Here is a 25,198-nt window from a genome sequence, read left to right as displayed (position 1 = left end):
GCATTTACTAACTACTGCAATAGGCAAGCATGGTAGCAGCTACTTTTTTGATGCCGCCGAGGTCGGTTGGTTTTACAAGGTAAGCCTTGGCACCTTCCTGCAGGCAGCATTGAACGTAATGTGGTGCATTGGAAGTACTCCATACCAATTTGGTCACGCCATCATATCGTTCATCATTTTTCAGATAGGATAAAATTTGTTGCCCGTTAATTTTAGGCAAGTTATAATCCAGAATGATTAGGCTGGGAAAGGAAGTGACCGTTACTGAACTCAGGTACTCAATTGCCTTTTCTCCAGAATCGGCTACATGAACATTCAATTCGGGATCCAATTCATGCAGCGCTTCAATCAGGAACTCCTGGTCGTCAATATCATCTTCCGCGAGTAACACATATCGGCCAGAAAATCCAGTCATATAGCTCGACTTTGTAGGGAATGAGGAAACTTATAAAGACCGAAGGTAAACTTCTTAAAACAATAATAGAAGAGTTTACATATTCGTAACAGGTATAAAAAGGCGGTAATCATCCAATTTTTGTACAGAATAGCTTCGGGTTCATTTACAAAAAGAAGGAGCTTAAAGCAGAGCAAGAAAACAAGATCCAACTGATGTTAAAATCACAAAAGCTCCGGCGCATGCAGGAGCTTTTGTAAAGGACAAGGTCGAAGTCGGGATGACTGGATTCGAACCAGCGGCCTCTTCGTCCCGAACGAAGCGCGCTACCGGGCTGCGCTACATCCCGAATGCCAACAAGCGAGGCAGTACAAACTTATTTACAATCAACAATTATCCAAAAATTTTTGCGCATGGAAATGGGCATGGGTACAAACAAAAACCTCCGACACTTCTGTCGGAGGTCCTGTGTTCGTCGGGACGACTAGATTCGAACTAGCGACCCCTTGCACCCCATGCAAGTGCGCTACCGGGCTGCGCTACGTCCCGAACTTTTACTCAATCACCTCATTATCATTCGCTTCGGGAGTGCAAATATAATGGGCTTTTTCATTTTCCACCAAAACATTTTTTTTCTTTGCACCAGAAAATGACTGAAGCTAGAAAAAACCGAATTGAGACAGTGTTGGCACACCGCCAGCCCGATTTTACCGTGGTACTGGAAAATGTATTTGATGTGCACAATGTTTCAGCCATCATGCGCACCTGCGATGCCATCGGTATCCAGGAAATTTTTGTAATTAACGACCGCGAACCTCCGCCGGGCAGGTGGGGATTTCGCAGCAGCGGTGGTGCCTACAAATGGATCACGGCACACCAGTTTACCGATGTGCAATCCTGTATGTCGGTTGTGCGTAGCCGTTACCAGCAGGTATTTACCACGCATCTTTCCTCTGATGTGGTTTCGCTTTATGAAATGAACCTCACCGGGAGCATTGCGCTGGTATTTGGCAACGAACAAAAAGGTGTAAGCGAAACCCTGCGGGGAATGGCGGATGGCAATTTTATCATCCCGCAAATGGGTATGATTCGCAGCCTGAATATCAGTGTTGCCTGTGCCATTGCCCTTTATGAAGGATACCGTCAGAAGGCAGCGGCAGGACATTACGATATGCCAAAACTACCCCCAACACAAATAGATCAATTGCGGTCTGACTGGTATGCTTATTCAGCGGAATAAGGTGCTTCGGGGCCGGAAGTAGTAACCGACTGTGGCGAAAGGGCAAGCGATGCCTGTTGCTTCTGTTGCTGCAGGTAAGCCAGCGTAACGTTAAGCTCAAACCCCAGCAACACAACCAGCGCATTGGCGTAAATCAAGACCATCAGGATAAAGACAGCAGAGATGGAGCCGTACAGCTTGTTGTAATTGCTGAAATTGTTGACATAAAAGGTCACCAATATCGTGGCGATGATTACCAGCGTGGTAGCGAATACGGCACCAGGCGTAAAGAAAGGCCATTTGATTTTTAATGCCGGCCCATGCCGGTACATAAAGGAGATTACAAAATAAATCAATCCCAAAAGGATCACCCAACGCAGGTTTTCGATGAGTATGCGCACGCCCTTGTTTTCAATTCCCAACCAGTGCAGTACAGCACCTTGTGCCACCAGCAACAGCACGGAAAGAAAGACCAGGGAAAAGGTGATGAGGGTAAGCTTCAGGGCAGTTTGCCGCATCTGCAAGCCAGTTCTTTTGAAAAAACCTTCATAGCCTTCATCGAAGGAGCGAAGAATGCCCATCATGGCGTTGGATGAGAAAAACACCGCAAGCAACAGACCAAAAGAAAGGAGTTCATTGCGGGGTCGTTTCAAAAAATCATCAAGAAAACCAATGATTACAGAGTTGTTCCGCTCGCCGGGCACGATATCCCTGATCACGCGGTACAGTTCCAGAATAAACTGGTTGGAAATCGGCAATAGGGGCACCAGGGTGAAAACAAAGATCATGGTAGGCGGAATGGCCATGAACACGTTGAAGGAAATGGCCGCCGCTCTTTCCACCAGGTTGGCCCGCTCTAGTTGCTTCACAAACGCAGGTCCAACGGAGTGCAGCGAATGCCCCGAAAAGCCCGGAATAAATACGGCCTTGCTCCGGCGTATGATTCCTCTTACAGGTGCCGAAGTGGTGAGGCGTCGTTTTAAATTTTCTCTGTGGGGCATTCTTTGCTTCCTGCTTATTGCTTTTGCGCCATCAGGCGGTTAAGGGCTTCCTGGTACAGCCTGGCTTTTCCCTGGTGTTCGGCATAAGTGGCACTAAACACATGGGTGCCATTGAAGGCGGGACTGGCAACGAAGTATACGTAATTGGTTTGCGGTGCATCCAGTACTGCGTCGATGGTTTTCTTTTGCGGCGTACAGATAGGACCAGGCGGCAACCCGCGGTTGCGGTAGGTATTGTATGGCGATACAACCGCCAGGTGTTTTTCGTAAATACGCTTTAAACTAAAATCCTGCAAAGCATATTTAACGGTCGGATCGGCTTGCAGGGGCATGCCTGTTTTCAGCCGGTTCATATAAACGGAGGCAATGGTGTCTTTTTCTGAAAGGGCATTGCTTTCCTCGTCTACAATGGAGGCAATAATGGCCACCTGCAAGGGCGTAAAGCCTTTAGCTTCAGCCTTAGCCTTGCGCTCGGCGGTCCAAAAGTTACGGGATGCATCTGCCAGCTTTTGAAAGATCTTTTCGGGGTCGCTGTTCCAGAAATAAGTATAGGTATCCGGCAGCACATAGGCCATGGCCTCATCTGCGCTGATCTGCCGCTTGTTTTTAAAAGCTTCACTTTGCAGGTAAGCCATCATCTGCGCCGAGTCGGTTTCAAATTTGCGGCCTACCAGCCGGGCAAAGTCCTGCGGCGTACGCAGCTTGGTGATCACCAGGTTTACAGGCGCCTGTTGTCCATTGCGGAGCATCCGTACCACACTTAACAGGCTGGTGCCTTTTTTTATTTCATATCGGCCGGGTTTTACTTTTTCCCAATAGCCCATGCGGCTGGCCAGCCAGTTAAAAACACCTTCGCTTTTCAGCAGTTCATTTTTTTGGAGAGAATCCATCACCGCCTTTTCGTTTGCGGCAGGCGTTGCAATATAGAGGTACTTTTTGCTGTCGCTAAATGCCGTAGCTGGCCCCAAAAAAATCCAGGCGCCAACAAGAACCATAACCAACAACAAGGCAGCTACAAGGAGAACAGTTTTTTTCATACCGGAGCGTATCGAATCATGAAAATAAAAAACCCTGCCCGGTTGGGGCAGGGCGCGCTCAATATCGTAAGAACTTATTTACCAGAGTCGGCTGCAGGCGCTGTCTGCTGGGGAGCAGGCAGGGCAGTAGCGTTGGGAGTAGTGCCCTGGCGCATGGGCAGGGTACCGGTACCTACATTCTCCAGGCGATCCTGAACGGCAGCGCCGCCAGAAATGAAGAAGGTAGAAGTGATGCACAAAACAGCAATAACTGCAGCGAAGATCCAGGTGCCTTTTTCCAGCACATCGGTAGTTTGTTTAACACCCATGAACTGATTGCTGAAACCGGCAACATTTCCGGCAAGGCCACCGCCCTTGGGATTTTGCACCAAAACAACCAGGGCCAGCACCACACAAGCAAGAATAATGAGAATGAGAAAGAGGACGGTCATATACGGTTATTGCTTTAGATTTTCAAGTTTCGCGGCAAAATAAGCTTTTTTGGATGGATGTAGCAAACTTAATTTCTTATAGATTTCCGTGGCCTTTGCCGGCTGGCCCTGTTTGATCCATATTTCTGCCATGGTTTCAGTAACAATATCGGAGCTGTTTACCGAGTGCGCCGCCATCGTCTCCACCCTTGCTTCGGCTTGCGGATCCATATTCTTGGCATGTTCGCTGGCAGGCAGTTTTTTCATGGTTTTCAGCCAGGCGGTAAAACTCATCAGCTGTTTGCCAAACTTATCTTTGGGCAGGTCGGCCTGCGAAAGCTTGATCCCTTGAGAGGCAAAATAATCTACCGTATGGAAAGGCTCAAATGCCAGCGCATCAGCAGAGGGTTCGGCATTCAGCTTTGGCAGTACAGGTAATGCAAAAGGCTTTTCTGCTGCAACAGGTTCCGCTTCAGGTGCTGGTGCCGGCTCCAGGATTTCAGTTGCAATGGCCTCGTCTTCCGTTTCATTTTCAGGCGCCACTAATATGCTGGGTTCCTCCTCCAATATTTCAGGAACAGCTTGGGTTGGTTCAAATTCTGGTGCCAGCAAAAATGCTTCGAAAGCAGCCGGCTGGTGGAAATACAGTGCTGCCTTTTGTACCTGGCGCTGGTAGCGGGTTGGGTTGGTTTCCTGCAACTTTTTGGTTAACAGGAATTGTGCAGCAGCAAAATAGGGGTTGGCAGCAGCATACTGCTCCAGTTCATCGAGGGTACAGAAGGCAAAATCTTTTTGAAAAACCTGTTGGGCTATCAGATCAAAGCGGCTGCTCATGTAGGCAAAGTAATGAAAAGTTGGGCAGGCGGTATGGACTTCCTATTTATGCAAACAGTGTTGTATAAATTGCGGATGCCCGATGACCGATAATGATAAAATCCTGAAAGGGGATCAAAATACAGTAAGGCTTACCAGTTGGAGAACATGCGGTTGAACATATCATCAGTGAGGTTGCGCAACATTTCGTCCAGCAACTGGTTTTCGGCATTCTGCAGGGAAAGCTGGGCATCGAAATCAAAATTGCGGCTCACGCTAAACTCCTGGCTGGTATTGTTGAGACGATTCAAAACGGTCATTTGAATTCCCACCGTCAAACGGTTGGTAACAGCACCCTGTCTTTGTCCGCCGGTACCACCCGATTGGTTGGAAGAGATGGCTGAAGTGCTTACATCATACTGGGTGATGGTGGCGTTTATATCCCAATGTGCATTATCGTTTTGGGTTTGCTGCAGCCTAGTTTGGTTCACAATTTTTTGCCGGAGCCTTTCGGTAAGCTGCGGACTCAACTGCGGGTTTACATAACGGGCTTTGTTTTCAATGAAGTTCACCCGCACAGATTTAACACTGTCGGGAATGGAAACATCGGCAAAGGAATACACCCCACAACCTGTATTAAGCGTGGTAAGCAAGGTGGCAAAAAAGATGGCCACTAAAATCAGGATGCTTTGCTTTTGTTTCATTTCAGCGGGTTGTTTATCATACGGCAAATTAGTTTGAACCAGGCGAAAAGGATTGCTAAAGAAGGTCAAACCTTACAGGAGCAATTGCTATTCATCAATATTGTACTCTTTCAGCTTGCGGTAAAGGGTACGCTCGCTGATACCCAGGTCTAGGGCGGCATCCTTGCGTTTGCCTTTATGCTTTTTCAATGCCTTGACGATCAGCTCTTTTTCCTTGTCCATGATGTTGAGGCTTTCTTCCACTTCTACATGGTCGTGTATATCGCCGTTGTTCAGGATCACGGGCGCCGATTGCTGCGGCTGGTGCACAATCATCTGCTGGTTAAAATCGTGTGGCATAAAAGCCTGCTGCTGCGGAAAGGATTGCGCCTGCAACTGCGCCATTTCGGCCATCATTGCCGGGTTTTGCTGCACCACACCCGGATTTTGGGTCACTTCAAAAAAGAGGCGCTTCAACTCCGTAACATCCTTTTTCATATCGAAGAAAAGTTTGTACAGGATCTCCCTTTCATTGGCAAACTCGTTGGGCGGGCTGCCACCGCTGTTGGCCGCCAGCACGGGCAGGCGGTTGCCATTATTTGCGGGTAAAAAGCGTTCCAGTTCCCGGATGTTCACCTGTTTATCAGATGCCAGAACAGAGATCTGCTCGGCAAGGTTTTTCAGTTCGCGCACATTACCCGGGAAGGTATAATTCACCAGCTTTTGCCGGGCATCATCGTCCAGCTGCACCGGTGTGGTGCGGTAGCGCTCCGCAAAATCAACCACGAACTTGCGGAACAGCAGGGGTATATCTTCCTTACGGTCACGAAGCGAAGGCACACGGATGGGCACGGTACTCAGTCGATAATACAGGTCTTCGCGAAACTTACCTGCGTCCACTTGTTGCAAAAGGTCGCGGTTGGTAGCTGCAATTACCCGCACATCGGTCTTTTGCACCTTGGAAGAACCCACGCGAATAAATTCGCCGGTTTCCAGAACCCGCAGCAAACGTGCCTGAGTACCCAAGGGCATTTCGCCAATTTCATCCAGGAAAATGGTACCGCCGTTAACCGTTTCAAAATAACCCTTGCGGCTGTCAACGGCACCGGTAAAGGATCCTTTTTCATGACCAAAGAGTTCTGAGTCGATGGTACCCTCCGGAATAGCTCCGCAGTTAACGGCAATGAATGGATTGTGCTTGCGTGCAGATAGGGAGTGGATGATATGCGAAAATGCTTCTTTACCTACGCCACTTTCTCCTACAATCAGCACGGTAAGATCGGTGTTGGCCACCTGAGCCGCCACCTGCAATGCAAAGTTGAGCGCAGGGGAACTGCCAATGATACCGAACCTGTTTTTGATGCTTTGCAAATCCATTGATTTCGTCTTTGTCGTTCTAAACTCCTGTCAATATAAAAATGAGGTTGCAGGCCTTAGCTGGTGATTTTTCCAAGCAAGGTAGCCTGGGTGCAGTCGTGCACCGTTACCTGCACATAATCGCCGGGTTTGAGGTCGTACTGCTCTTTGGCAAATACAATCACTTTGTTCTGGCTGTTGCGGCCCATCCAGTCCAGCTCACTGCGCTTCGAATTGCCTTCAATCAGCACCTTGAATATTTTGCCCAGGTCCTGGCGGTTGCTTTCGGCAGACAACTTGTTTTGCATTTCAACGATCTCCTGGAGCCTGCGTTTTTTTACATCCTCCGGAATATCATCTTCGTATCGGCGCTGTGCCAGGGTTCCGGGTCGTTCGCTGTAAAAAAACATATAACTCATGTCGTAACGCGCATAGCGCATCACATCAAGGGTATCCTGGTGGTCGGCTTCTGTTTCCGTACAAAAGCCCGCAATGATATCGCTGGAAATACCGCAATCGGGCATGTATTCCCTGATGCGGTCTACCTTGGCTTTGTACCATTCGCGGCTATAGCTGCGGTTCATCAACTGCAGTACACGGGTAGAACCACTTTGCAGGGGCAGGTGAATATAGCGGCAGATATTTTCATATTTGGCCATGGTTGCCAGCACATCATCTGTAATATCCTTGGGGTGCGATGTGGAGAAGCGCACCCGCAGTTCAGGGGAAATGAGGGCTACCCTTTCCAGCAAATTGGCAAAGGTCACGGGCTGTGTGGCGCCTTCGGCTATATAGTAATAGCTGTCTACATTTTGCCCCAGCAGGGTAACCTCTTTATAACCCCGGTCAAACAGGTCCTGGCATTCGTTCAGGATGCTTTGGGCATCACGGCTTCTTTCGCGGCCACGGGTAAAAGGCACTACGCAAAAAGAGCACATATTATTACAGCCCCGCATGATGGATACAAAAGCAGTTATGCCATTGCTGTTGAGTCGCACCGGAGAAATATCGGCATAAGTTTCCTCGCGGCTCAGCAACACGTTGATGGCTTTTTGTCCGCCATCAGCTTCTGTAATCAGGTTGGGGAGGGTACGGTAGGCATCGGGGCCTACTACAATGTCCACCAGCTTTTCTTCTTCCAGAAACTTGGATTTCAGACGCTCGGCCATACAACCCAATACACCCACGAGCAAACCCGGGCGGGCTTGCTTCAGTTTCCGGAATTCGGTCAGGCGTTTACGCACCGTTTGTTCCGCCTTTTCGCGGATGGAGCAGGTGTTGAGAAAAATAAGATCGGCTTCCTCGAAGTTGCGGGTAGCCCCAAAACCTTCCTCGTTGAGGATGGAAGCCACGATCTCGCTATCGCTGAAATTCATCTGGCAGCCATAGCTCTCTATATAAAAATGACGTTTGTACGGATTCGGATCCACGGTGAAAGGGGCAAAAGCCTCACCCTGCCGGGTTTCATCATGCACTTTGGAAACAAGTTCTAACATAGTCCGGTAAAAAATTGAGGGCAAAGATAGGAAAAGGAAAGTGTGACAGGTTGGCAGGAACAGCAGAATTGTGTGATTGCAAATGATTTGTAAGAATCCTAACACAACTACCTAAAAGGGTACCATCTAGTGAACAGGAAAAAACGGTGCTTTGAAACAACTTAAAAGTTTAAGCTGGAGGTTGCTTTCCAATAAATAGGAACAGGTCTTTGTAGTGCTGTTCAAACTAAAACAAGCTTTACATAGCTTAAAACAAAACGAGCCTGGTGAAGTTATACCAGGCTCGTTCAACCAAATAATTAGGATGATGATTTGCCTCTAAGCCACAATCCGCAGCCTTTTGGCCAGCCAGGAATTTTTCACCGGGATGATCCAGGATTCTTCCAGTCCTTTTTTGGTAAGAACCACATTATTAAAGAAGAGGGTATCTGCATCAATAAAATTATTGTCAAAAGCATATTGAAGCTGGCCAAGCGGCAAGCGTTCCACCTTTTCTTTACGGTAAAAGGCCAGCATGGTACGGTCGAAAAAATTGACGTTGAACCTGGCCTCGAGGCTTTTTACAAAACGTACCGAGCTGTCGGTACTGCACCCGCTAACAGCAGCACCTGCCGTTTCATCCGCTACCAGCACCAGGAACTGTCCAAAGAATAGGTTGCCATAAGCCTTTACGGAAGCGCCGTGCGCCTGCCATTGTTCTATAAATTCTTCAAGCAAAGGCTCCAGTTGCAGTGCTTCACTCATACCCAACTGGCGGCTGCACTGGTATACCCACACCCGGCTGTTGGGTGCAAAATCTTCAGGAAGTAAATGTTTGAATTCCAAATCCATGGTGCAAAGTTAACCGGTGAGCAGGAGGATTGAATAAGGATTAGTAGGAAATTAAGAATGGGAGGGTAGGCGGAAAAAGGGTAAACACTTTATAGGTTGGCATTGTGGAAGCCATTATTAAGTTGTTAATTGGTAAAACGAATATCCAACTACCTGATTATGCTGAACAGTTTTGAGCAATGGCCAGTTTACAGTTTTGAAATTGTACCATAGCAGCAAGGAATACCTTTCAAAAGCAAAACACCTGCCCGTTAAAAAGGGCAGGTGTTCAAAATATAAAAGTTTATAATTATTGCTTTTGCAAAGCCGCAGCTACGATCTCGGCAACATCCAGCACCTGTACATCACCTTCCTTTTCAGCATGCTTGATACCGTCTGTTAGCATGGTATTACAGAAAGGACAGGCAGCCGCTACTATAGGTGCACCTGTGTCGATTGCTTCACCTGCCCGCTCCCAGTTTACCCGGGTTTTGCCCGGCTCTTCTTCCTTGAACATCTGCGATCCGCCGGCGCCACAACAGAAACCATTTTTGCGGCATCGTTTCATTTCCACCAGTTCGGCATCGAGGGCTTCCAGCACTTTGCGGGGCGCCTCGTAAATACCGTTGCCACGGCCCAGGTAACAGCTGTCATGGTAGGTGATCTTCTTCCCTTTGAACAGGTCCGTGTCGGTAAGTTTTACCTTGCCTTCATCAATAAGCTGCTGCAGAAAGCTGGTGTGGTGCATCACCTCGTAATTGCCACCGAGTTGGGGATATTCGTTTTTAAAGATATTGAAGCAGTGCGGGCAGGTGGTAACGATCTTTTTTACTTCGTAGTTATTGAGCACCTGGATGTTCTGGTAAGCCATCATCTGAAACAGGAATTCGTTGCCTGCACGTCGTGCAGGATCACCGGTACACATTTCCTCTTTACCCAAAATGGCAAAGGAAACACCTACCTTATTCAGAATGGTGGCAAAGGCCTTTGTGATCTTTTGCGCACGCTGGTCGAAAGAACCCGCACAGCCTACCCAAAACAAAACCTCAGGCACCTCACCGGAAGCAAAATATTCAGCCATTGATCGAACCTGCATGTACATCAGAATTTTAAGGTGGTTTCAAAATTAAGGCATCGGCAATTAGCTCAGGCATTTAATACGTACCCGGAACCATAACCGCATGCTAAACACTTATTGGGCTCAGTTAAAATGCATTCTTCCCGCCCAAATACATCATTGCTTACTTTTGCCGCCCTTATGCAGTGGAAAAAGACCTGGCAAAAACTTACCAACTGGGAACTGTGGCCCTTTGCGCTCCGTTATGCCGGGCTGGCACCTTTCTGGGCCTGGTATTGTTTACGCTCCGGTACGCCCTGGTTTTTTACTGCTTCCAATCCTACCATCACCTTTGGTGGTTTTGATGGCGAAGGCAAAAAGGAAATGTACCAGCAACTTCCCGAAGGCACCTATCCCCGTACCATTTATATTCAACCTGGCACTCCTTTTACAGAGGTGATGAAAGCGGTACAAGCACATGGCTTCCGTTTTCCCTTTTGTGTTAAACCTGATGTAGGGCTAAAAGGTTTGCTTTTCCGCAAAATAGATACTGAAGCAGCATTGCATTATTACCACCAGAAAGTGGACCTGGAATTTATCGTCCAGGACCTGATCCTGATGCCGCTGGAGGTGAGTGTATTTTATTACCGGTTTCCCAACCAGCAAAAAGGGGTGATCACCGGTTTTTTGCAAAAGGACCTGATGGAAGTAACCGGCAACGGAATATCTACTTTACGCCAACTGATACAACAACATCCCATTGCACAGCACCGGATGGCCGAAATGGAAATAAAGCATGGTGGCCATTTAGAGGAGGTAATTGAAGCAGGGCATCGGTATTTCCTTTCCTATGCAGCCAACCTCAACCGGGGCGCTAGATTCACCAACCTGGAAAAGGAAATTGACGGGGACTTGCATGACCTGTTTGACGCCATCAGCCACCAAACCTCCTTTTACTATGGCCGCTTCGATATTAAATGCGAGTCGATAGCTGACCTGAAAATGGGCCGCAAGTTCCAGATCCTTGAATTTAACGGGGCAGGAGCGGAGCCCAACCATGTGTACCAATCGGGGCTGAGCCTGCTGCAAGCCTACCGAGTATTGCTACAACACTGGAAAGTATTGTTTGAAATTTCCCGTTACAACCACCGCAACGGGCATCCTTATTGGTCGTTCGGAAAAGGCTACCATTTTATGAAAGCGGCCGCCCAACATGGGAAAAAGCTGGAGCAACTGGACGCCGCCGTTCTAATTTGATGGCCATGATGAAACTGATTCGCATACTATTTACAGGCTTACTGATCTCCTTCCTTGGGTCGCTGCCACTGGGCACCCTCAATGTGGCCATCATGCAGATCTCCATTTCCGACGGGTTGATGCCCGCCATATGGTTTGGCCTGGGTAGCCTCACATCGGAAGTAGTGTATGTGCGGCTCTCGCTGATTGCGATGGATTGGGTAAGAAAGCAAAAGAAGATCTTCAGCTACCTGGAATGGATCACGCTGGCCATTGTAGTTGCCCTGGCTATTTCTTCCTTTTATGCCGCCCTGCATCCATCCGTTAAAAAGAATGTCATTTTGAGCAGCACGCTCCACCGTTACTGGCTGGGCCTATTTATGAGTGCACTCAACCCTGTTCAGATCCCTTTTTGGTTTGGCTGGAGTACGGTACTGTTTACAAAAGGCATTTTACAACCCCATGCTACACAATACAACTGGTACACCCTGGGTATTGGTACCGGCACCTTGCTGGGCAACTTTGTATTTGTTTTTGGCGGCCTGCTTTTATCTCAAAAACTTAACGGCAACCAGAATGTGCTGAACTGGATCATCGGGGGCATTTTTCTGGTAACAGCCATTATCCAGGCCATTAAGATGATGCGGCACAAGGATGTGGAACACCGCATCGACCACCCCGAAGAAGAACAACACGATTTCGAATCCGTGCTCCTTCCCGAAGAAAGGAAGGAGCAAAACAAATAAGGGAATTGTTGCTAATATTTCCTTACTGGTGTATTGCGCAGGAGCTTAAAAAAGCTACATTCGGCAAGCTAGCGCTTGTTGTATGATCAAACAATTTCTACCCCTTGCTGCACTGGCGGCATTCCTCGTTTACAAAGCAGAACCTTTTGCAGGATGGAACAGCTATGGTGGTTCCAAAGAAAAGATTCAATACTCATCCCTCAGCCAGGTAGACACCAATAATGTGCAGAACCTGGAGGTTGCCTGGACCTACCGCACCGGAGACATGGACACGGTCAACAATTCGCAGATTCAGTGCAACCCGCTGGTGGTGGATGGCGTTTTGTATGGCACCACCCCGCGGATGAAGCTTTTTGCGTTGGATGCCGGTACGGGCAAAGAAATCTGGTCTTTTGATCCATATGGCGAGGCGCTTGAAGGCAACAAAGGATTTTTTATCCTCAATAACAGCCGGGGCATCGCCTGGTGGAGTGATGGTGAAAGGGACAAGCGACTGTTTTACACTGCCGGTTCCCGGCTATTCTGTATTGATGCAAAATCTGGTAAACCTATTGGAGGTTTTGGTGAAAAGGGCTCTATCGATCTCCACCAGGGCCTGGACCGCGATGTAAATGGGTTGTTCATTACGGCAACTTCGCCGGGTATGGTGTACAAAGACCTGATCATTATGGGCAGCCGGGTAGACGAAGGCGCCGCCGCCGCCCCCGGGCATATACGGGCTTTTGATGTCCGCACCGGCAAACGCCGCTGGATCTTCCATACCATTCCACAGCCCGGCCAACCAGGATACGAAAGCTGGGAAGACCCGCAAGCCTATAAATATATAGGGGGAGCCAATGCATGGAGTGGCTTCAGCCTGGATGAAAAACGGGGGCTGGTATTTTGTGCCACCGGCTCGGCATCATTCGACTTTTATGGGGGCAAACGGAAAGGCGATAACCTTTATGGCAATTGCATCCTGGCACTGGATGCAGCTACGGGTAAAAAAGCCTGGCACTTTCAGGCAGTGCATCATGATGTTTGGGACCGCGATTTTCCAACGCCGCCCATACTGGTAACCATCAATAAAGAGGGCAGGAAGATCGAAGCGTTGGCGCAGGTTTCCAAAACTGGTTTCGTGTATGTGCTGGACCGCACCACCGGGAAACCTTTATTTCCCATAAAAGAAACGCCGGTGCCCAATACTTCAGCATTGGCTGGTGAAAAACTTTCTGCCACGCAGCCCATTCCGCAATGGCCAAAACCTTTTGTGCGGCAGCAGTTTACCGAAAAGGACATCAACCCCTTGCTGTCGCCAGCATCGCAGGCCGAGGTCAAAAAGCGTTTACAGGCATTTAAACGCGGGCACATATTTGAGCCCCCATCCGAAAAGGGAACCATTATCCTGCCCGGTTATGATGGTGGGGCGGAGTGGGGCGGACCAGCCTACGACCCTGAAACCGGCAACCTGTATGTAAATGCCAATGAAATGGCCTGGGTGCTGACCATGGTACCGATCAAAGGTGCTGGACTAAAAGGCGAAACCAACCTGCAGGCCGGCAAACGGTTGTACCAGGCCAACTGCATGAGCTGTCATGGCACCCAACTGCAGGGCGGCGGGAATTTTCCATCGCTTGTGCAGGCGCACCGCAAATACAGCGAGCCCCAGTTTGTACAACTGCTGCAAACAGGCCGCCGGATGATGCCCTCTTTTGCAAGGCTTAGCAAGAAAGAGCAGGCTGCCCTTGCCACCTATATTTTGCAACAAAAAGAAAAAGGCAGCCAACCTTACGCGGCAACAAAAACCAGTACAGCAGACCAGTACCTGAAACTGCCTTATAATACCACCGGCTACAATAAGTTCCTGAGTAAGGAAGGACTGCCTGCCCTGAGCCCACCCTGGGGCACGCTTACCGCCATCAACCTGCATACCGGCGTTCATGTTTGGCGCGACACCTTTGGCGTACATCCCGCATTTGCTGACAAGGGGATTAAAACAGGCAGTGAAAACTATGGCGGACCCGTTGTGACAAAAGGCGGGCTCCTGTTTATTGGCGCTACCGCAGATGGTATGTTCCGGGTTTACCATAAACGGACCGGCAAACTGCTCCGGGAGATCAAACTTCCGGCACCTGCATTTGCAACCCCTGCCATTTACGAACAAGGCGGCAAACAGTATATTGTCATTGCCTGTGGCGGCGGAAAGCTGAACACCAAATCAGGCGATTATTATGTAGCCTTTAGCTTACCCGGTTAGTTTGTTCAAAAGCTGATTCAATTCCAGCAAACAGGATGTCAAAGCCCCTTTAGGTAATAACCAAGAGGGGCTTTGACATGCAGCCAACCTGTTTAGGCCCTACATTCGTAGCCATGAACTGGGAATCGTTTTACGACAAGGCTTATAACTGGATACTGACCGTTGGTCCCCGCATCATCCTGGCCATTATTGTGCTGTCATTGGGCATCTGGCTGATCCGCTTTTTAAAGCGGGCGCTCAACCGCCATATGGTGAACCGGGATTTTGACCCTTCGCTTCAACCCTTCCTGATTTCGCTGTTTGTAACAGCCCTCCAGGTAATGCTGATCCTGGCATTGATGCAGGTGCTGGGTTTGCAAATGACCATTTTCACGGCCCTCATCGGGGCCATGGGTGTTGCTGCCGGCCTGGCATTATCCGGCACCCTGCAAAACTTTACTTCCGGCGTGTTGATCCTGCTGCTCAAACCATTCCGGGTGGGCGACAGCATTATAGCGCAGGGACAGGAAGGCATTGTGACGTCTATCCAGATATTTTTCACCATCGTTACCACTTACAACAATACAACGGTGATCATTCCCAACAGCAAACTCTCTAACGAGGTGATCATCAATTTAAGCAAGCAGGGGATCCGCAGGCTGGAAATGGAGTTCAAGTTCAATTTCGGTATCTCTTTCGAACAGGTGCGGGATATTGTACAGAAGCGCATAAACCAATCTCCTGAAATACTTAAGGAGCCGGCAGCTGATTTCGGCGTTTCCACCGTTGACCCTGATGGTTATAAAGTGATGATCCGCATTTGGGTGGACGCCCACCAGTTTTACGACCTGCGACTCCGTTTCCAGGAAGCCATCATCAATGACTTTAAAACCGGCGGGTTGAAGTTGCCCGGGCTGTAATGAGCAAATAATCCTTGTAAAAAGAAAGCGTTCCCTTTGGAACGCTTTCTTTTTGTATGGCTCTATATAGGATGAAAAATTAAGCGGCAGCCTTTTTAACGGTATAACCAACCTGCGGACCAACTTTCTCCAGCAGTTCCTTGGTTTTTTTGATTCCGGCCTCTTCGCTGAGGCTATCGCCCTCGTACTCTATACCGATGATACCACTCCAGTTGCCCTTCCTCGCAATACCCAGCATTCGGTTATAATCGGTATCGATGCAATTACCAGCCGCATCAAATTCAAAGGTTTTAGCGCTCAGGCCTTTTGCATAAGGCAAAAACTCCTGTACACCTTTGTAGCGGTCGTATTCCAATTCGCATTTACCGGAGTACAGATCACCGGTGGCGCGTTTTACGCAGAAGTTTCCGAAATCAGGAAGGATGCCTACATTTTTCATTCCTACCTGCTTCATCACACCGGCCAGCCAGGTGCCTTCCGAGCTCCAGCCGCCATGGTTTTCAACAATGATATTGATGTTTTGTTTGGCGCCATATTCACCCAATTTGCTCAGGCCTTCCACAGCGGCTTTGCCCACCTCTTCGCGGCTGCCCACACCATAGGCGTTTACCCGGATGGTGGCACAACCGAGGTATTTTGCGGCATCCACCCACTGGTAATGATTTTCTACCGCCTGGTTGCGCTTGGCAGCATCCAACTCACCCAAACCGCCTTCACCATCAATCATGATCAGGTGGTTGCGCACGCCATTATCCTTGCATCGCTGGAGCAGCTGGTTGAGGTAAGCCGTATCCTTTGCCTTGTCTTTGAAAAACTGGTTGACATACTCAACGATGCCAATATCAAACTGCTTACGGGCAATTCCGGGAAAATCGAGGTTGGTAAACTTTTTTGCCTGCAGGGATTTGTGGAGCGACCATTCGGCAAGTGAAATTTCAAACTGAGGTTTGGCGGCAAACTCCCGGGCAAGTGCAGCAGGAGCAATGGCCAGACCTGCGGCAATAGTAGCCAGCTGGGATACAAACTGGCGGCGATTTTGGGACATAGTCAATCGTTATGCTGGTTAGGAAATTTGGTAAAAGATACGCATTAGGAGCATTGATAACATCAGCTTGATGTATAAATACGATGGGCCATTTTTTTCATAAAAAGAAAAGCGCCGCCCAGGGGCAGCGCTCTCCAAAATACTAAGTAAGGAATTATGCATTCCTGTTGATGCAGTTGAGGTCTTCGAAAGAAACTTCCAGACGTTTGATGAAGGTTTCTTCACCCTTGCGCAACCATACGCGTGGATCGTAGTACTTTTTGTTTGGCTTATCTGTGCCTTCGGGGTTGCCCAGTTGGCCTTGCAGGTAAGCTTCTGCCTTTTTGTAGTTATACAGAATACCTTCCCAGAACGCCCATTGCAGGTCGGTATCAATGTTCATCTTGATGGCGCCATAAGAGATCGCTTCGCGGATCTGATGCTGGGGTGAACCCGAACCACCATGGAACACAAAGAATACAGGCTTCTCACCGGTGCCGAATTGCTCCTGGATATAAACCTGGCTGTTCTTAAGGATATCGGGGCGCAGTTCTACATTGCCGGGGCTGTACACGCCGTGTACATTGCCAAAGGCAGCTGCAACAGTAAAGAGGTTACCCACTTTTTTCAGGTGCTCGTAAGCATATGCCACCTCTTTAGGTTGGGTGTACAGCTTTTCGTTCTCAACACCACTGTTGTCCACGCCATCTTCTTCACCACCGGTAACGCCCAGCTCAATTTCAATACCCATACCCAGCGGGGCCATGCGTTTGAAAAATTCAACAGAGGTTTCAATGTTTTCTTCCAGGGGTTCTTCCGACAGGTCGAGCATGTGGGAAGAGAAGAGGGGCTGGCCTTTTTCCTTATGGTACTGCTCGCCGGCATCAACGAGTGCGCTGATCCAGGGCAGCCACTTTTTAGCGGCATGGTCGGTATGCAATACTACGGGTACGCCATAGTATTTGGCTACATTATGAATATGCAGGGCACCGGAAATGGCACCAGCGATATTGGCCTGCAGGTTATCGTTGGGCATTCCTTTACCGGCAATGAACTGGGCACCGCCGTTCGAAAACTGGATAATTACGGGAGAGTTCACCTTAGCGGCTGTTTCCAGCGTTGCATTGATGGTGTTGGTTCCTGTGGTGTTCACTGCGGGCAGTGCAAACTGGTTGTCCTTGGCATCGCGGTATAAGGCTTCCAGTTCTTCGCCGAAAAGTACTCCGGCCCTGTATTTACTCATAAAAGAAGAATTTTTAAGATTTAGTGCAATACCTGCAAAAATTCGTGGCCGAAGATAAGAGAATTTTCGGGGCAGACGGGACAGGACAGTTGCATTATCTCAGCTAATGCCATGGGCTCGTATTCATAAATGCAAAACCTGCTGCGCATCCTCCCGGAGGCGGGCGTAATATGCCGGCGCATGGAGCAGGCGGCTGCCAAACCAGCTGAATAGCTCGCCATCTACCAGCAAGGAAGGAATGCCGGGGAGCAGTTCGGCCAATTCCTGCATGTGTTTTTCCCTGAAAGGGTAGGGCTCCGATGATAGCAGTACCAGCTGGCAGCCAGAGTTGCGCAGCTCATCTATGCTGACAACAGGATACCGCCGCCTGTTGGCAAACACCTGTTCAAACCCGGCATGGGCCAACATTTGGTGAATAAAAGTGTCCCCGCCGATGGTCATGTAAGGCGCTCGCCAAATGAGGTAGGCAACCTTAACGGGTGCCGTTGGGAGCAGGGATTGGAAACCAATTTTAATGTTGTTGGACAATTCCTGGGCAGCAGCCTCTTTGCCTGTTAATACGCCAATATCTGCCACCATGGAAAGCGCATCATCGAGGCCAGCCACATCACTTACATATACCGGTACATCCTGCCACAAAGCTGTCACCTGCTCCCGTACATTTTCCTCTTTGTTTGCTATAACGAGGTCTGGGTCCAGCGACTTGATCAGGTCCATTTTGATATCCTTGGTGCCGCCAATCCGCTGCTTGGAATGAAACCAGGCGTTTGGATGAACGCAGAATTTGGTGATCCCGATTACTTCGGCATCAAGGCCAATGGAGTGCAGCAGTTCTGTTTGGGAAGGAACAAGGGAAACTATGCGGCGGGCAGGACTATTTAGCATTAAGGGCCGTCCGGTTTGATCTGTAACAAAGGGCATGCTGCAAGGTAAGACAGGCAGTAAAAGAAAAAACAAACAGTGGAGGCTATCACCACCGCCTGAACCGTTTAAGGTAATTCAGGCGGGGATGGTTTTCCTCCGGAGGTGATAGGTTTAGTGGACCGCAGCTTGATGGCCACGTTGTTTTTCATAGGTGGCATGAGGTATGGTATAAGGTGAAGCCGCAAAGTAGAATAGGGAAAAGTTGAAGTTGATGCCGTAATTGGTTTCGTACTGCTAAGGGTAATTTGTTTTTGGACGGTTGGTTTTTCAGGAGGATGGATTTGATAACCAAAAGGATGGCATCAACTTCGGTACAAAACTAGGCGCTTGCACCCGGGTGAAATATGGCATAACTGCCCGTTTTGTACCCTTCGGCATTTACGCATGCGCACGTATTAAAGCCCGGTCCGGATCGTAGATTTACCCCAATAAAAAAGCGGGCAGTGAACTGCCCGCTTTGCAATAAAGCTTTATGTTCAGGCCAGGGCTTGCAACACATCATATTTGGTTACAATCTGGTAATGGCCGCTTTCATCTTTTGCCAGTACCGCGCCCTGTTCCTTGCTGATCAGGGTGCTTAGTTTTTCTATAGCCGTTTCCTGCGCCACAATGGGCAGGGGTGCATCCATCACACTGTCGATGCGGGCGGTTTTGAGTTCAGGATTTTGAAACACCTGCTGGAACAACCCACTTTCGCTGATGGAGCCAACAAGTTCTCCGTCCTTTACAACAGGTATATGTTCGATATCGTATTTCTTCATCAGTTCTACAGCTTCCGAAACCGATTGGGTAGGCTCAATGGTAATCAGTTTTTTACGGCCACGGGCACTCACCACGTCGCGGAAAGTTTTTACCTCGAAGAAACCCCGCTCTGCCATCCACTGGTCGTTGTAAATTTTGGCTACATACCGGCTGCCATGATCGCAGAGCAGTACCACCACCACATCGTCTTTCTTCAGCTTGTCCTTTTGTTGCATCAAACCAGCCAGCACACTACCGGAGCTGTAACCGCAAAACAGGGCTTCCTCCCGGGCCAATTTGCGGGCCATGATGGCGCCATCCCTATCGGTCACCTGTTCAAAATGGTCGATTACCGACATGTCGTAGTTCTTCGGGATAAAATCTTCCCCAAAACCTTCGGATATATAAGGATGCACCTCGTTCATATCCATTTCGCCGGTACGGTGATACTTGGTCAGCAGCGAACCAAACACGTCAATGGCCCAGATCTGGATATCGGGGTTCATTTGCTTCAGGTACATGGCCGTACCGGTGATGGTGCCGCCGGTACCTGCAGTGGTTACAAAATGGGTGATCTTACCATCCGTTTGGCGCCACAGTTCGGGGCCGGTGGTTTCCACGTGCGCCTGCCTGTTAGCCAGGTTGTCGTACTGGTTCATCAGGAAGCTGTTCGGAATTTCGCGGGCCAGCCGGGCAGCCACCGAATAGTAGGAGCGGGGATCTTCGGGCTCCACATTGGTGGGGCAAACGATCACTTCCGCACCCAAAGCTTTCAGAATATCCATCTTGCTTTGCGACTGCTTATCGGTAGTGGAAAAAATACACTTGTATCCTTTGATAACGGCAGCCATCGCCAGTCCAAGACCTGTATTTCCCGAAGTACACTCAATGATGGTACCCCCGGGTTTCAGCTTGCCCTCAGCTTCGGCCACTTCTACCATTTTCAGGGCCATGCGGTCCTTGGTGCTATTGCCGGGATTGAAATATTCTACTTTGGCATACACCGCACAGGGCAGTTCCCTGGTGATCTTGTTTAAACGTACAAGAGGCGTATTGCCGATGGTTTCCAGTATGTTGTTCTTTACGTCCATGGTTATGAGCTAAGGGGTCAAAGGTATGGAACCCCAGATTTGAATGTTTATTAATGATTGAATGAACCTGGGAATTATTCCGCTGTCTAAAATGGAAGGAGCTTTAACCGCAATTTTCCTTTCTGAATTAACAGGTAACACAGGATGGATTACCGTATTGATAAAAAACATGATCCTTAAACTGGTCGTCCAAATACCTAAACAGATTGGGCGTCAAAGTCATAAAAATCATTTTGAATCCTACAAATCTGCGGTTCCTTACCTTTGCCACCCTCCCGTAAAAATCGGGTTTTTTCAAGTGCACATGGAACCGAAGTACATCCAAAATATCGCAGAAAAGCTGGGGCTCACCCTCAAGCAAATCAATAATATTTACCAGATGCAGGCCGAAGGGGCAACCATACCTTTTATGGCCCGCTACCGCAAGGAAGCCACCAATAACCTCGACGAGGTGGCCATCGGCAATGTGGTGGAAGCCATCAAGGATTTTACCGAGCTTGAAAAGCGTAAGGAAACGGTTATCAAAACCATCGAAGGCCTGGGCAAGATGACGCCCGAGCTAAAGGAGCGGATCGATAGCTGCCTGGACCTAACCGTTCTGGAAGATATATACCTGCCGTACAAACCCAAGCGCAAAACCCGTGCAACCCAGGCCATTGAAAAAGGCCTGCAGCCCCTGGCAGAGATCATTTTCACCCAATCAAACTTAGATGTGGAAGCCGAAGCTGCCAAATACATCAAGGGCGAAGAGGTAAAAGATACCAAAGAAGCACTCCAGGGTGCCCGCGACATTATTGCCGAATGGGTATCGGAAAACGAAGAAGCACGAAACAAGGTGCGCCAGCTGTTTACCGAAACAGGCACCCTGGTAGCTAAAGTGTTTGCCACAAAAAAAGACGAAGCCGAGGCGCAGAAATACCGCGATTACTTCGAGTTCAGCGAGCCCCTTTCGCAAAGCCCCTCGCACCGCCTCTTGGCCATCCGACGTGGCGAAAAAGAAGGCTACCTGGCCATGGACATCAATATTGAAAAGGAATCGGCTGTTGATTCGCTCAGCCAGATTTTTGTAAAAGAAAATAACCCTGCGGCCGATGAAGTGCGCAAAGCGGTGGAAGATTCTTTTGTCCGCCTGCTGAAAACTTCCATCGAAAACGAATTCCGCCTCAGCTCCAAGAATAAGGCAGACGAGGAAGCCATCAATGTATTTACCGAAAACCTGCGCCAGCTGCTCCTGGCATCTCCGCTGGGCAGCAAAAGGGTACTGGCCCTTGACCCTGGTTTTCGTACCGGTTGTAAAGTAGTATGCCTTGATGCACAGGGCAACCTGTTGTACAATACCGCCATCTATCCGCACCCGCCGCAAAACAACTGGCAGGAAAGTATTGCCGAACTGAAGCGCCTGGTAAGCAAATACGATATAGAAGCCATCGGGATTGGCAACGGCACCGCCGGCCGCGAATCAGAAACCCTGGTGCGCAGCATCGATTTTGGAAAGCCTGTAAGCGTGTTCCAGGTAAATGAAAGCGGCGCTTCTATTTATTCAGCATCTGAGGTGGCCCGCGAAGAGTTTCCCGACCATGATGTAACGGTTCGGGGTGCCATTTCCATCGGGCGCCGTCTTTTGGATCCTTTGAGCGAACTGGTAAAGATCGATCCGAAATCAATTGGTGTAGGGCAGTACCAGCACGATGTAAACCAGAATAAACTGAAGGACGGCCTCGACCGCGTGGTAGAAAGCGCGGTGAACTTCGTGGGTGTGGATGTAAACACCGCATCCAAGCACCTGCTGCAATATGTTTCGGGCATTACCGCCACCCTGGCACGTAATATCGTTGAATACCGCCTGCAAAACGGTCCATTCCGCAGCCGCTCCGAGTTGAAGAAAGTGCCGATGATGGGTCCCAAGAGCTTTGAGCAGTGTGCGGGCTTCCTGCGGATACCCGGTGCCACCAACCCGCTGGACAATTCGTCGGTGCACCCGGAAAGTTATAAGGTAGTAGAACAGATGGCTGCCGACCTGCAGGCATCCCTTGAAGACCTGATTAAGAAAGCAAACCTACGCAAGCAGATCAACCGCAGGAAATATATTTCGGAATCGGTGGGTGAGTTTACCATCGAAGACATCCTGAAAGAACTGGAAAAGCCCGGTCGCGACCCCCGTGCACAAATAGAGGAGTTCCGTTTTGACGATAGCATCAAAACCATTGAAGATGTAAAACCAGGTATGCAGGTTCCGGGTATTGTAACCAATATCACGGCCTTTGGTGCCTTTGTAGATATTGGTGTAAAACAGGATGGTTTGGTACACGTTTCCCAAATGAGCAACAAGTACATAACCGATCCAAATGAAGTAGTAAAGCTGGGGCAAAAGGTACAGGTTACGGTTACCGAAGTGGATGTTGCCCGCAAGCGCATTGCCCTGACCATGAAAACTGCGGGCGGCGCCAAACCTGAGGGCAGCCGCTCTGAAAGCCGGCCCGGAAGTAATAAACCTGCAAATAAGCCCCAACAAAAGCAGGAAAGCCTGAATGATTTTCAAAAGAGCCTGATGGCACTTAAAGGCAGGTTCAAGAACTAGTAAAAACAGGCCGGAAATATATTAGCAGATCGATGATTTGACAGCCCGGAAATACAAGCGCCCCACAATAGTAGGGCGCTTTTTTATTCCATTTAAGCTCATTTAAGCTGCCTGCCATTCTTTTTTGCGCTGCCCCAGGTAGCGGTCCAGCAACATCAGGCCAAGGATGATATTGAGTACCATAAAGCCATTGACGAAATTATTGTTGAACATCCGGCTATAATCAACCGAGGAAAAATCGACGCCAACCAAACTATCGGACCCGGTCGAACTCCATTCCATCTGGCTGATGCCATACCCCAGGAAGCCAACGATTACGGTAATAAAAAAGGCAGCGATGCCGTAAATGATATTCTTGTTGATATAGTTTCGGGTGGCAGGTGCTATCTGCAGGCGGGCAATTTCATCCATCACATTGCGGGTAAACCGCATGGAAGGCTGCTCCAGTTCCACCTCTTCAATGCCCCGGTGCACTTCCAGCAATTCTTTGTATTTGGCCCGCCATTCCGCATGTTCCACCAGCATATGCTCGATTGCAGAGCGTTCCTGATCGGTACTCAGCCCATCGATGTATTCCCACAAACGAAGCTCCATGTCTTCCTCAAACTCATGGCCTGGGGGTAGGTTATCAAATAATGGATCCATGATGATGGATTTAATTGTTGCTAATTACCTTTTAAAGGTCGTTTACTTCGGCCGCAAAATGGCGTTGCATTTTTTCCTTCAATCGGATACGGGCCCGGTGCAACTGCACTTTTACGGTATTGGGTTCCTTACCCATGATCTGGGCTATTTCTTCCAGGCTTTGTTCGCCTTTGTAAAACAGCGTGATTACCTGAGCATCATCGGGACTAAGCAGTTGGATAGCCCTGTTCACCATATTCACCTTCGACTTTTGTTCAATCTGGTTGGCGTTCATGCCCCCGTCAAAATTATCTGCCACGGCAAATACCTTTTCATTATCCAGCGAATAAGTCTCCAGTTTCTTCTTCCGTAGAAAGGTAATACAGGTAGTGGTAGCAATGGTGTACAACCAGGTGCTGAACTTGGATCCACCCTTGAAGTCGGCAAGTGCCCGGTAGGCTTTTACAAAAATATCCTGTGCCACCTCTTCCGCATCTTCCCTTCCTTTTACATACCGCAGGGCGATGGTAAAAACATAGGACTGGTAGCGGTTCACCAGCACCGCATACGCGGCATGGTCACCACTAAGCACCTGTTCTATGATTTCTATGTCTGATCGCTCGGCTTGCATGTGTCTGAGTTTTGACGCTTGTTGATTGGGCCAGGTTACAGGGTTCCGCAGAATTCTATGCTGGTGAAACAATTTAGAAGGAAAGGTGCGGTTTCCTGTTTTGGGTTACAAGCACAATGTTGTCAAATATTTGCTACAAAATAATAGCGCTGTGATGAAACGGAACTTTTTTGTTGTGAAATGGGCATAAAAGCGCTGATTATAACATCGGGGCAACAGGTCAGGTGGTTATGCGGTAGCATCAGACAATTGGACGATAATAAAGGTGATTACAGGGAGGATGTATAAAATATGCCCTTGAACCAAGCCCATGACCCTACTTTCTGATCTGGAATTTTGCAGAACCCTGTAACCTCATGATTTCGGATAGCGTCAGAGTTATTGTAAACCGCTTAAAAAGGTTATAAAAAACTTTCCCTTTCCTGTAACCACGATGGTACCGCCGTAGTCAGATTGGGAAAGCAGCAAACAAAATCAATAAAAAAATAAACTTACCATCATGAACGGAGTTGAATTACTTGTACCGATCCTTGTTCCCCTAGGTGCTTTTGCTATGGTTTTCGGCATCATCTACCTGAAAACACGTGAAAATATGGCCATGATCGAAAAAGGCATGAACCCCAAGGCTTTTGCCAACAGGCCAGCACCTTACCGCAACCTGAAATCCGGATTACTCTTCCTGGGCGCGGGTATTGGCCTCATCATTGCTTTTTTCCTGGATAAAAACATCGGCGGCTGGAACAATGAAGCCATCTATTTCGGCTTGATTGCCGTGGGCGGCGGATTGGGCCTGATATTCTCCTATATGATCGAGAAAAAAGAAACCCTGCGCCAGCCGCATGTTTCGGAAGCCACCAGGCGTGAACCCGAGTACCGGGAAATGTAAACCATAACCGACCATAAAAAAGGCGCAGACAGGTAACTGTTTGCGCCTTTTTATTTACAGCCC

23 protein-coding genes and 2 tRNA genes are annotated in these 25,198 nt (G+C 48.8%); 7 read left to right on the top strand and 18 right to left on the bottom strand.

Annotation, left to right across the window (positions count from 1 at the left end):
- Positions 1-7: 7 nt before the first annotated feature.
- The 3 genes from BUE76_RS13830 to BUE76_RS13820 form a co-directional block, all read right to left on the bottom strand.
- Positions 8-415: a response regulator gene (locus BUE76_RS13830; protein ID WP_073047103.1), complete on the bottom strand. Its 408-nt coding sequence runs from the start codon at positions 413-415 to the stop codon at positions 8-10.
- A 254-nt stretch (positions 416-669) separates the two neighbouring features.
- Positions 670-743, bottom strand: a tRNA-Pro gene (locus BUE76_RS13825).
- A gap of 126 nt (positions 744-869) precedes the next feature.
- Positions 870-943: transfer RNA gene (locus BUE76_RS13820), tRNA-Pro, on the bottom strand.
- Between the two features lie 133 nt (positions 944-1,076).
- On the opposite strand from BUE76_RS13820, the gene BUE76_RS13815 reads away from it, so the two are divergent.
- Positions 1,077-1,634, top strand: coding sequence for a TrmH family RNA methyltransferase (locus BUE76_RS13815; RefSeq protein WP_245798417.1), 558 nt, complete (start codon positions 1,077-1,079; stop codon positions 1,632-1,634).
- Here BUE76_RS13815 and BUE76_RS13810 read toward each other — a convergent pair.
- The 9 genes from BUE76_RS13810 to BUE76_RS13770 all read right to left on the bottom strand — a co-directional run bounded on the left by BUE76_RS13810 (position 1,619) and on the right by BUE76_RS13770 (position 10,315).
- Positions 1,619-2,614, bottom strand: coding sequence for a YihY/virulence factor BrkB family protein (locus tag BUE76_RS13810; protein ID WP_073047097.1), 996 nt, complete (start codon positions 2,612-2,614; stop codon positions 1,619-1,621). The genes BUE76_RS13815 and BUE76_RS13810 overlap by 16 nt on opposite strands.
- A gap of 14 nt (positions 2,615-2,628) precedes the next feature.
- Complete coding sequence (gene mltG, locus BUE76_RS13805; RefSeq protein WP_073047095.1) at positions 2,629-3,651, bottom strand: endolytic transglycosylase MltG; 1,023 nt, start codon at positions 3,649-3,651, stop codon at positions 2,629-2,631.
- A gap of 74 nt (positions 3,652-3,725) precedes the next feature.
- Positions 3,726-4,082 (bottom strand): preprotein translocase subunit SecG, encoded by a 357-nt coding sequence (gene secG / locus BUE76_RS13800; protein WP_073047092.1) that lies wholly within the window; start codon positions 4,080-4,082, stop codon positions 3,726-3,728.
- A gap of 6 nt (positions 4,083-4,088) precedes the next feature.
- Positions 4,089-4,895: a hypothetical protein gene (locus BUE76_RS13795; RefSeq protein ID WP_073047089.1), complete on the bottom strand. Its 807-nt coding sequence runs from the start codon at positions 4,893-4,895 to the stop codon at positions 4,089-4,091.
- Between the two features lie 131 nt (positions 4,896-5,026).
- The gene (gene lptE / locus BUE76_RS13790) at positions 5,027-5,578 is read right to left on the bottom strand and encodes an LPS assembly lipoprotein LptE (RefSeq protein ID WP_083596674.1); all 552 of its coding nucleotides are present in this window, start codon (positions 5,576-5,578) and stop codon (positions 5,027-5,029) included.
- An 87-nt stretch (positions 5,579-5,665) separates the two neighbouring features.
- Entirely contained in the window at positions 5,666-6,934 is a 1,269-nt protein-coding gene (locus tag BUE76_RS13785) for a sigma-54 interaction domain-containing protein (RefSeq protein WP_073047086.1), read from the bottom strand.
- Between the two features lie 56 nt (positions 6,935-6,990).
- Positions 6,991-8,409, bottom strand: a complete 1,419-nt coding sequence (gene miaB / locus BUE76_RS13780; protein WP_073047083.1) for a tRNA (N6-isopentenyl adenosine(37)-C2)-methylthiotransferase MiaB — start codon at positions 8,407-8,409, stop codon at positions 6,991-6,993.
- A 318-nt stretch (positions 8,410-8,727) separates the two neighbouring features.
- Positions 8,728-9,240 carry a hypothetical protein gene (locus tag BUE76_RS13775; protein WP_073047080.1) on the bottom strand — a complete coding sequence of 171 codons (513 nt, stop codon included), beginning with the start codon at positions 9,238-9,240 and terminating at the stop codon, positions 8,728-8,730.
- 289 nt (positions 9,241-9,529) lie between these two features.
- Positions 9,530-10,315: a (Fe-S)-binding protein gene (locus BUE76_RS13770; RefSeq protein ID WP_073047307.1), complete on the bottom strand. Its 786-nt coding sequence runs from the start codon at positions 10,313-10,315 to the stop codon at positions 9,530-9,532.
- Positions 10,316-10,477: 162 nt separating this feature from the next.
- Here BUE76_RS13770 and BUE76_RS13765 point away from each other — a divergent pair, with 162 nt between their 5' ends.
- The 4 genes from BUE76_RS13765 (at position 10,478) to BUE76_RS13750 (ending at position 15,393) form a co-directional block, all read left to right on the top strand.
- Positions 10,478-11,533 carry a hypothetical protein gene (locus BUE76_RS13765; protein WP_073047304.1) on the top strand — a complete coding sequence of 352 codons (1,056 nt, stop codon included), beginning with the start codon at positions 10,478-10,480 and terminating at the stop codon, positions 11,531-11,533.
- 5 nt (positions 11,534-11,538) lie between these two features.
- Positions 11,539-12,258 carry a LysE family translocator gene (locus BUE76_RS13760; RefSeq protein ID WP_073047301.1) on the top strand — a complete coding sequence of 240 codons (720 nt, stop codon included), beginning with the start codon at positions 11,539-11,541 and terminating at the stop codon, positions 12,256-12,258.
- 82 nt (positions 12,259-12,340) lie between these two features.
- Positions 12,341-14,494 carry an outer membrane protein assembly factor BamB family protein gene (locus BUE76_RS13755; protein WP_073047078.1) on the top strand — a complete coding sequence of 718 codons (2,154 nt, stop codon included), beginning with the start codon at positions 12,341-12,343 and terminating at the stop codon, positions 14,492-14,494.
- 113 nt (positions 14,495-14,607) lie between these two features.
- The gene (locus tag BUE76_RS13750; RefSeq protein WP_073047075.1) at positions 14,608-15,393 is read left to right on the top strand and encodes a mechanosensitive ion channel family protein; all 786 of its coding nucleotides are present in this window, start codon (positions 14,608-14,610) and stop codon (positions 15,391-15,393) included.
- Positions 15,394-15,472: 79 nt separating this feature from the next.
- On the opposite strand, the gene BUE76_RS13745 is transcribed toward BUE76_RS13750, so the two are convergent.
- From BUE76_RS13745 to BUE76_RS13730, 4 genes are all read right to left on the bottom strand, one after another.
- Positions 15,473-16,438: a sugar phosphate isomerase/epimerase family protein gene (locus BUE76_RS13745; protein WP_073047072.1), complete on the bottom strand. Its 966-nt coding sequence runs from the start codon at positions 16,436-16,438 to the stop codon at positions 15,473-15,475.
- 154 nt (positions 16,439-16,592) lie between these two features.
- The gene (gene fbaA / locus BUE76_RS13740) at positions 16,593-17,660 is read right to left on the bottom strand and encodes a class II fructose-bisphosphate aldolase (RefSeq protein WP_073047071.1); all 1,068 of its coding nucleotides are present in this window, start codon (positions 17,658-17,660) and stop codon (positions 16,593-16,595) included.
- Between the two features lie 123 nt (positions 17,661-17,783).
- Positions 17,784-18,545 carry a helical backbone metal receptor gene (locus BUE76_RS13735; RefSeq protein WP_083596673.1) on the bottom strand — a complete coding sequence of 254 codons (762 nt, stop codon included), beginning with the start codon at positions 18,543-18,545 and terminating at the stop codon, positions 17,784-17,786.
- A gap of 515 nt (positions 18,546-19,060) precedes the next feature.
- The gene (locus tag BUE76_RS13730; RefSeq protein ID WP_073047066.1) at positions 19,061-20,416 is read right to left on the bottom strand and encodes a pyridoxal-phosphate dependent enzyme; all 1,356 of its coding nucleotides are present in this window, start codon (positions 20,414-20,416) and stop codon (positions 19,061-19,063) included.
- Between the two features lie 304 nt (positions 20,417-20,720).
- On the opposite strand from BUE76_RS13730, the gene BUE76_RS13725 reads away from it, so the two are divergent.
- A complete protein-coding gene (locus BUE76_RS13725) occupies positions 20,721-22,994 on the top strand; it encodes a Tex family protein (RefSeq protein WP_073047063.1) in 2,274 nt (757 codons plus the stop codon).
- 102 nt (positions 22,995-23,096) lie between these two features.
- Here BUE76_RS13725 and BUE76_RS13720 read toward each other — a convergent pair whose 3' ends face one another.
- Positions 23,097-23,639 carry an anti-sigma factor gene (locus BUE76_RS13720; protein WP_073047061.1) on the bottom strand — a complete coding sequence of 181 codons (543 nt, stop codon included), beginning with the start codon at positions 23,637-23,639 and terminating at the stop codon, positions 23,097-23,099.
- Positions 23,640-23,670: 31 nt separating this feature from the next.
- A complete protein-coding gene (locus BUE76_RS13715) occupies positions 23,671-24,249 on the bottom strand; it encodes an RNA polymerase sigma factor (RefSeq protein ID WP_073047059.1) in 579 nt (192 codons plus the stop codon).
- A gap of 499 nt (positions 24,250-24,748) precedes the next feature.
- Here BUE76_RS13715 and BUE76_RS13710 point away from each other — a divergent pair, with 499 nt between their 5' ends.
- Positions 24,749-25,135 carry a DUF6249 domain-containing protein gene (locus tag BUE76_RS13710; protein ID WP_073047057.1) on the top strand — a complete coding sequence of 129 codons (387 nt, stop codon included), beginning with the start codon at positions 24,749-24,751 and terminating at the stop codon, positions 25,133-25,135.
- Positions 25,136-25,198 lie beyond the last annotated feature (63 nt).

The organism is Cnuella takakiae (assembly GCF_001953305.1).
In the GTDB taxonomy this organism is placed as follows: domain Bacteria; phylum Bacteroidota; class Bacteroidia; order Chitinophagales; family Chitinophagaceae; genus Flavisolibacter; species Flavisolibacter takakiae.
The sequence above is the reverse complement of the archived record's forward strand: the minus strand, read 5'-3'. Positions and strand labels throughout refer to the sequence as shown.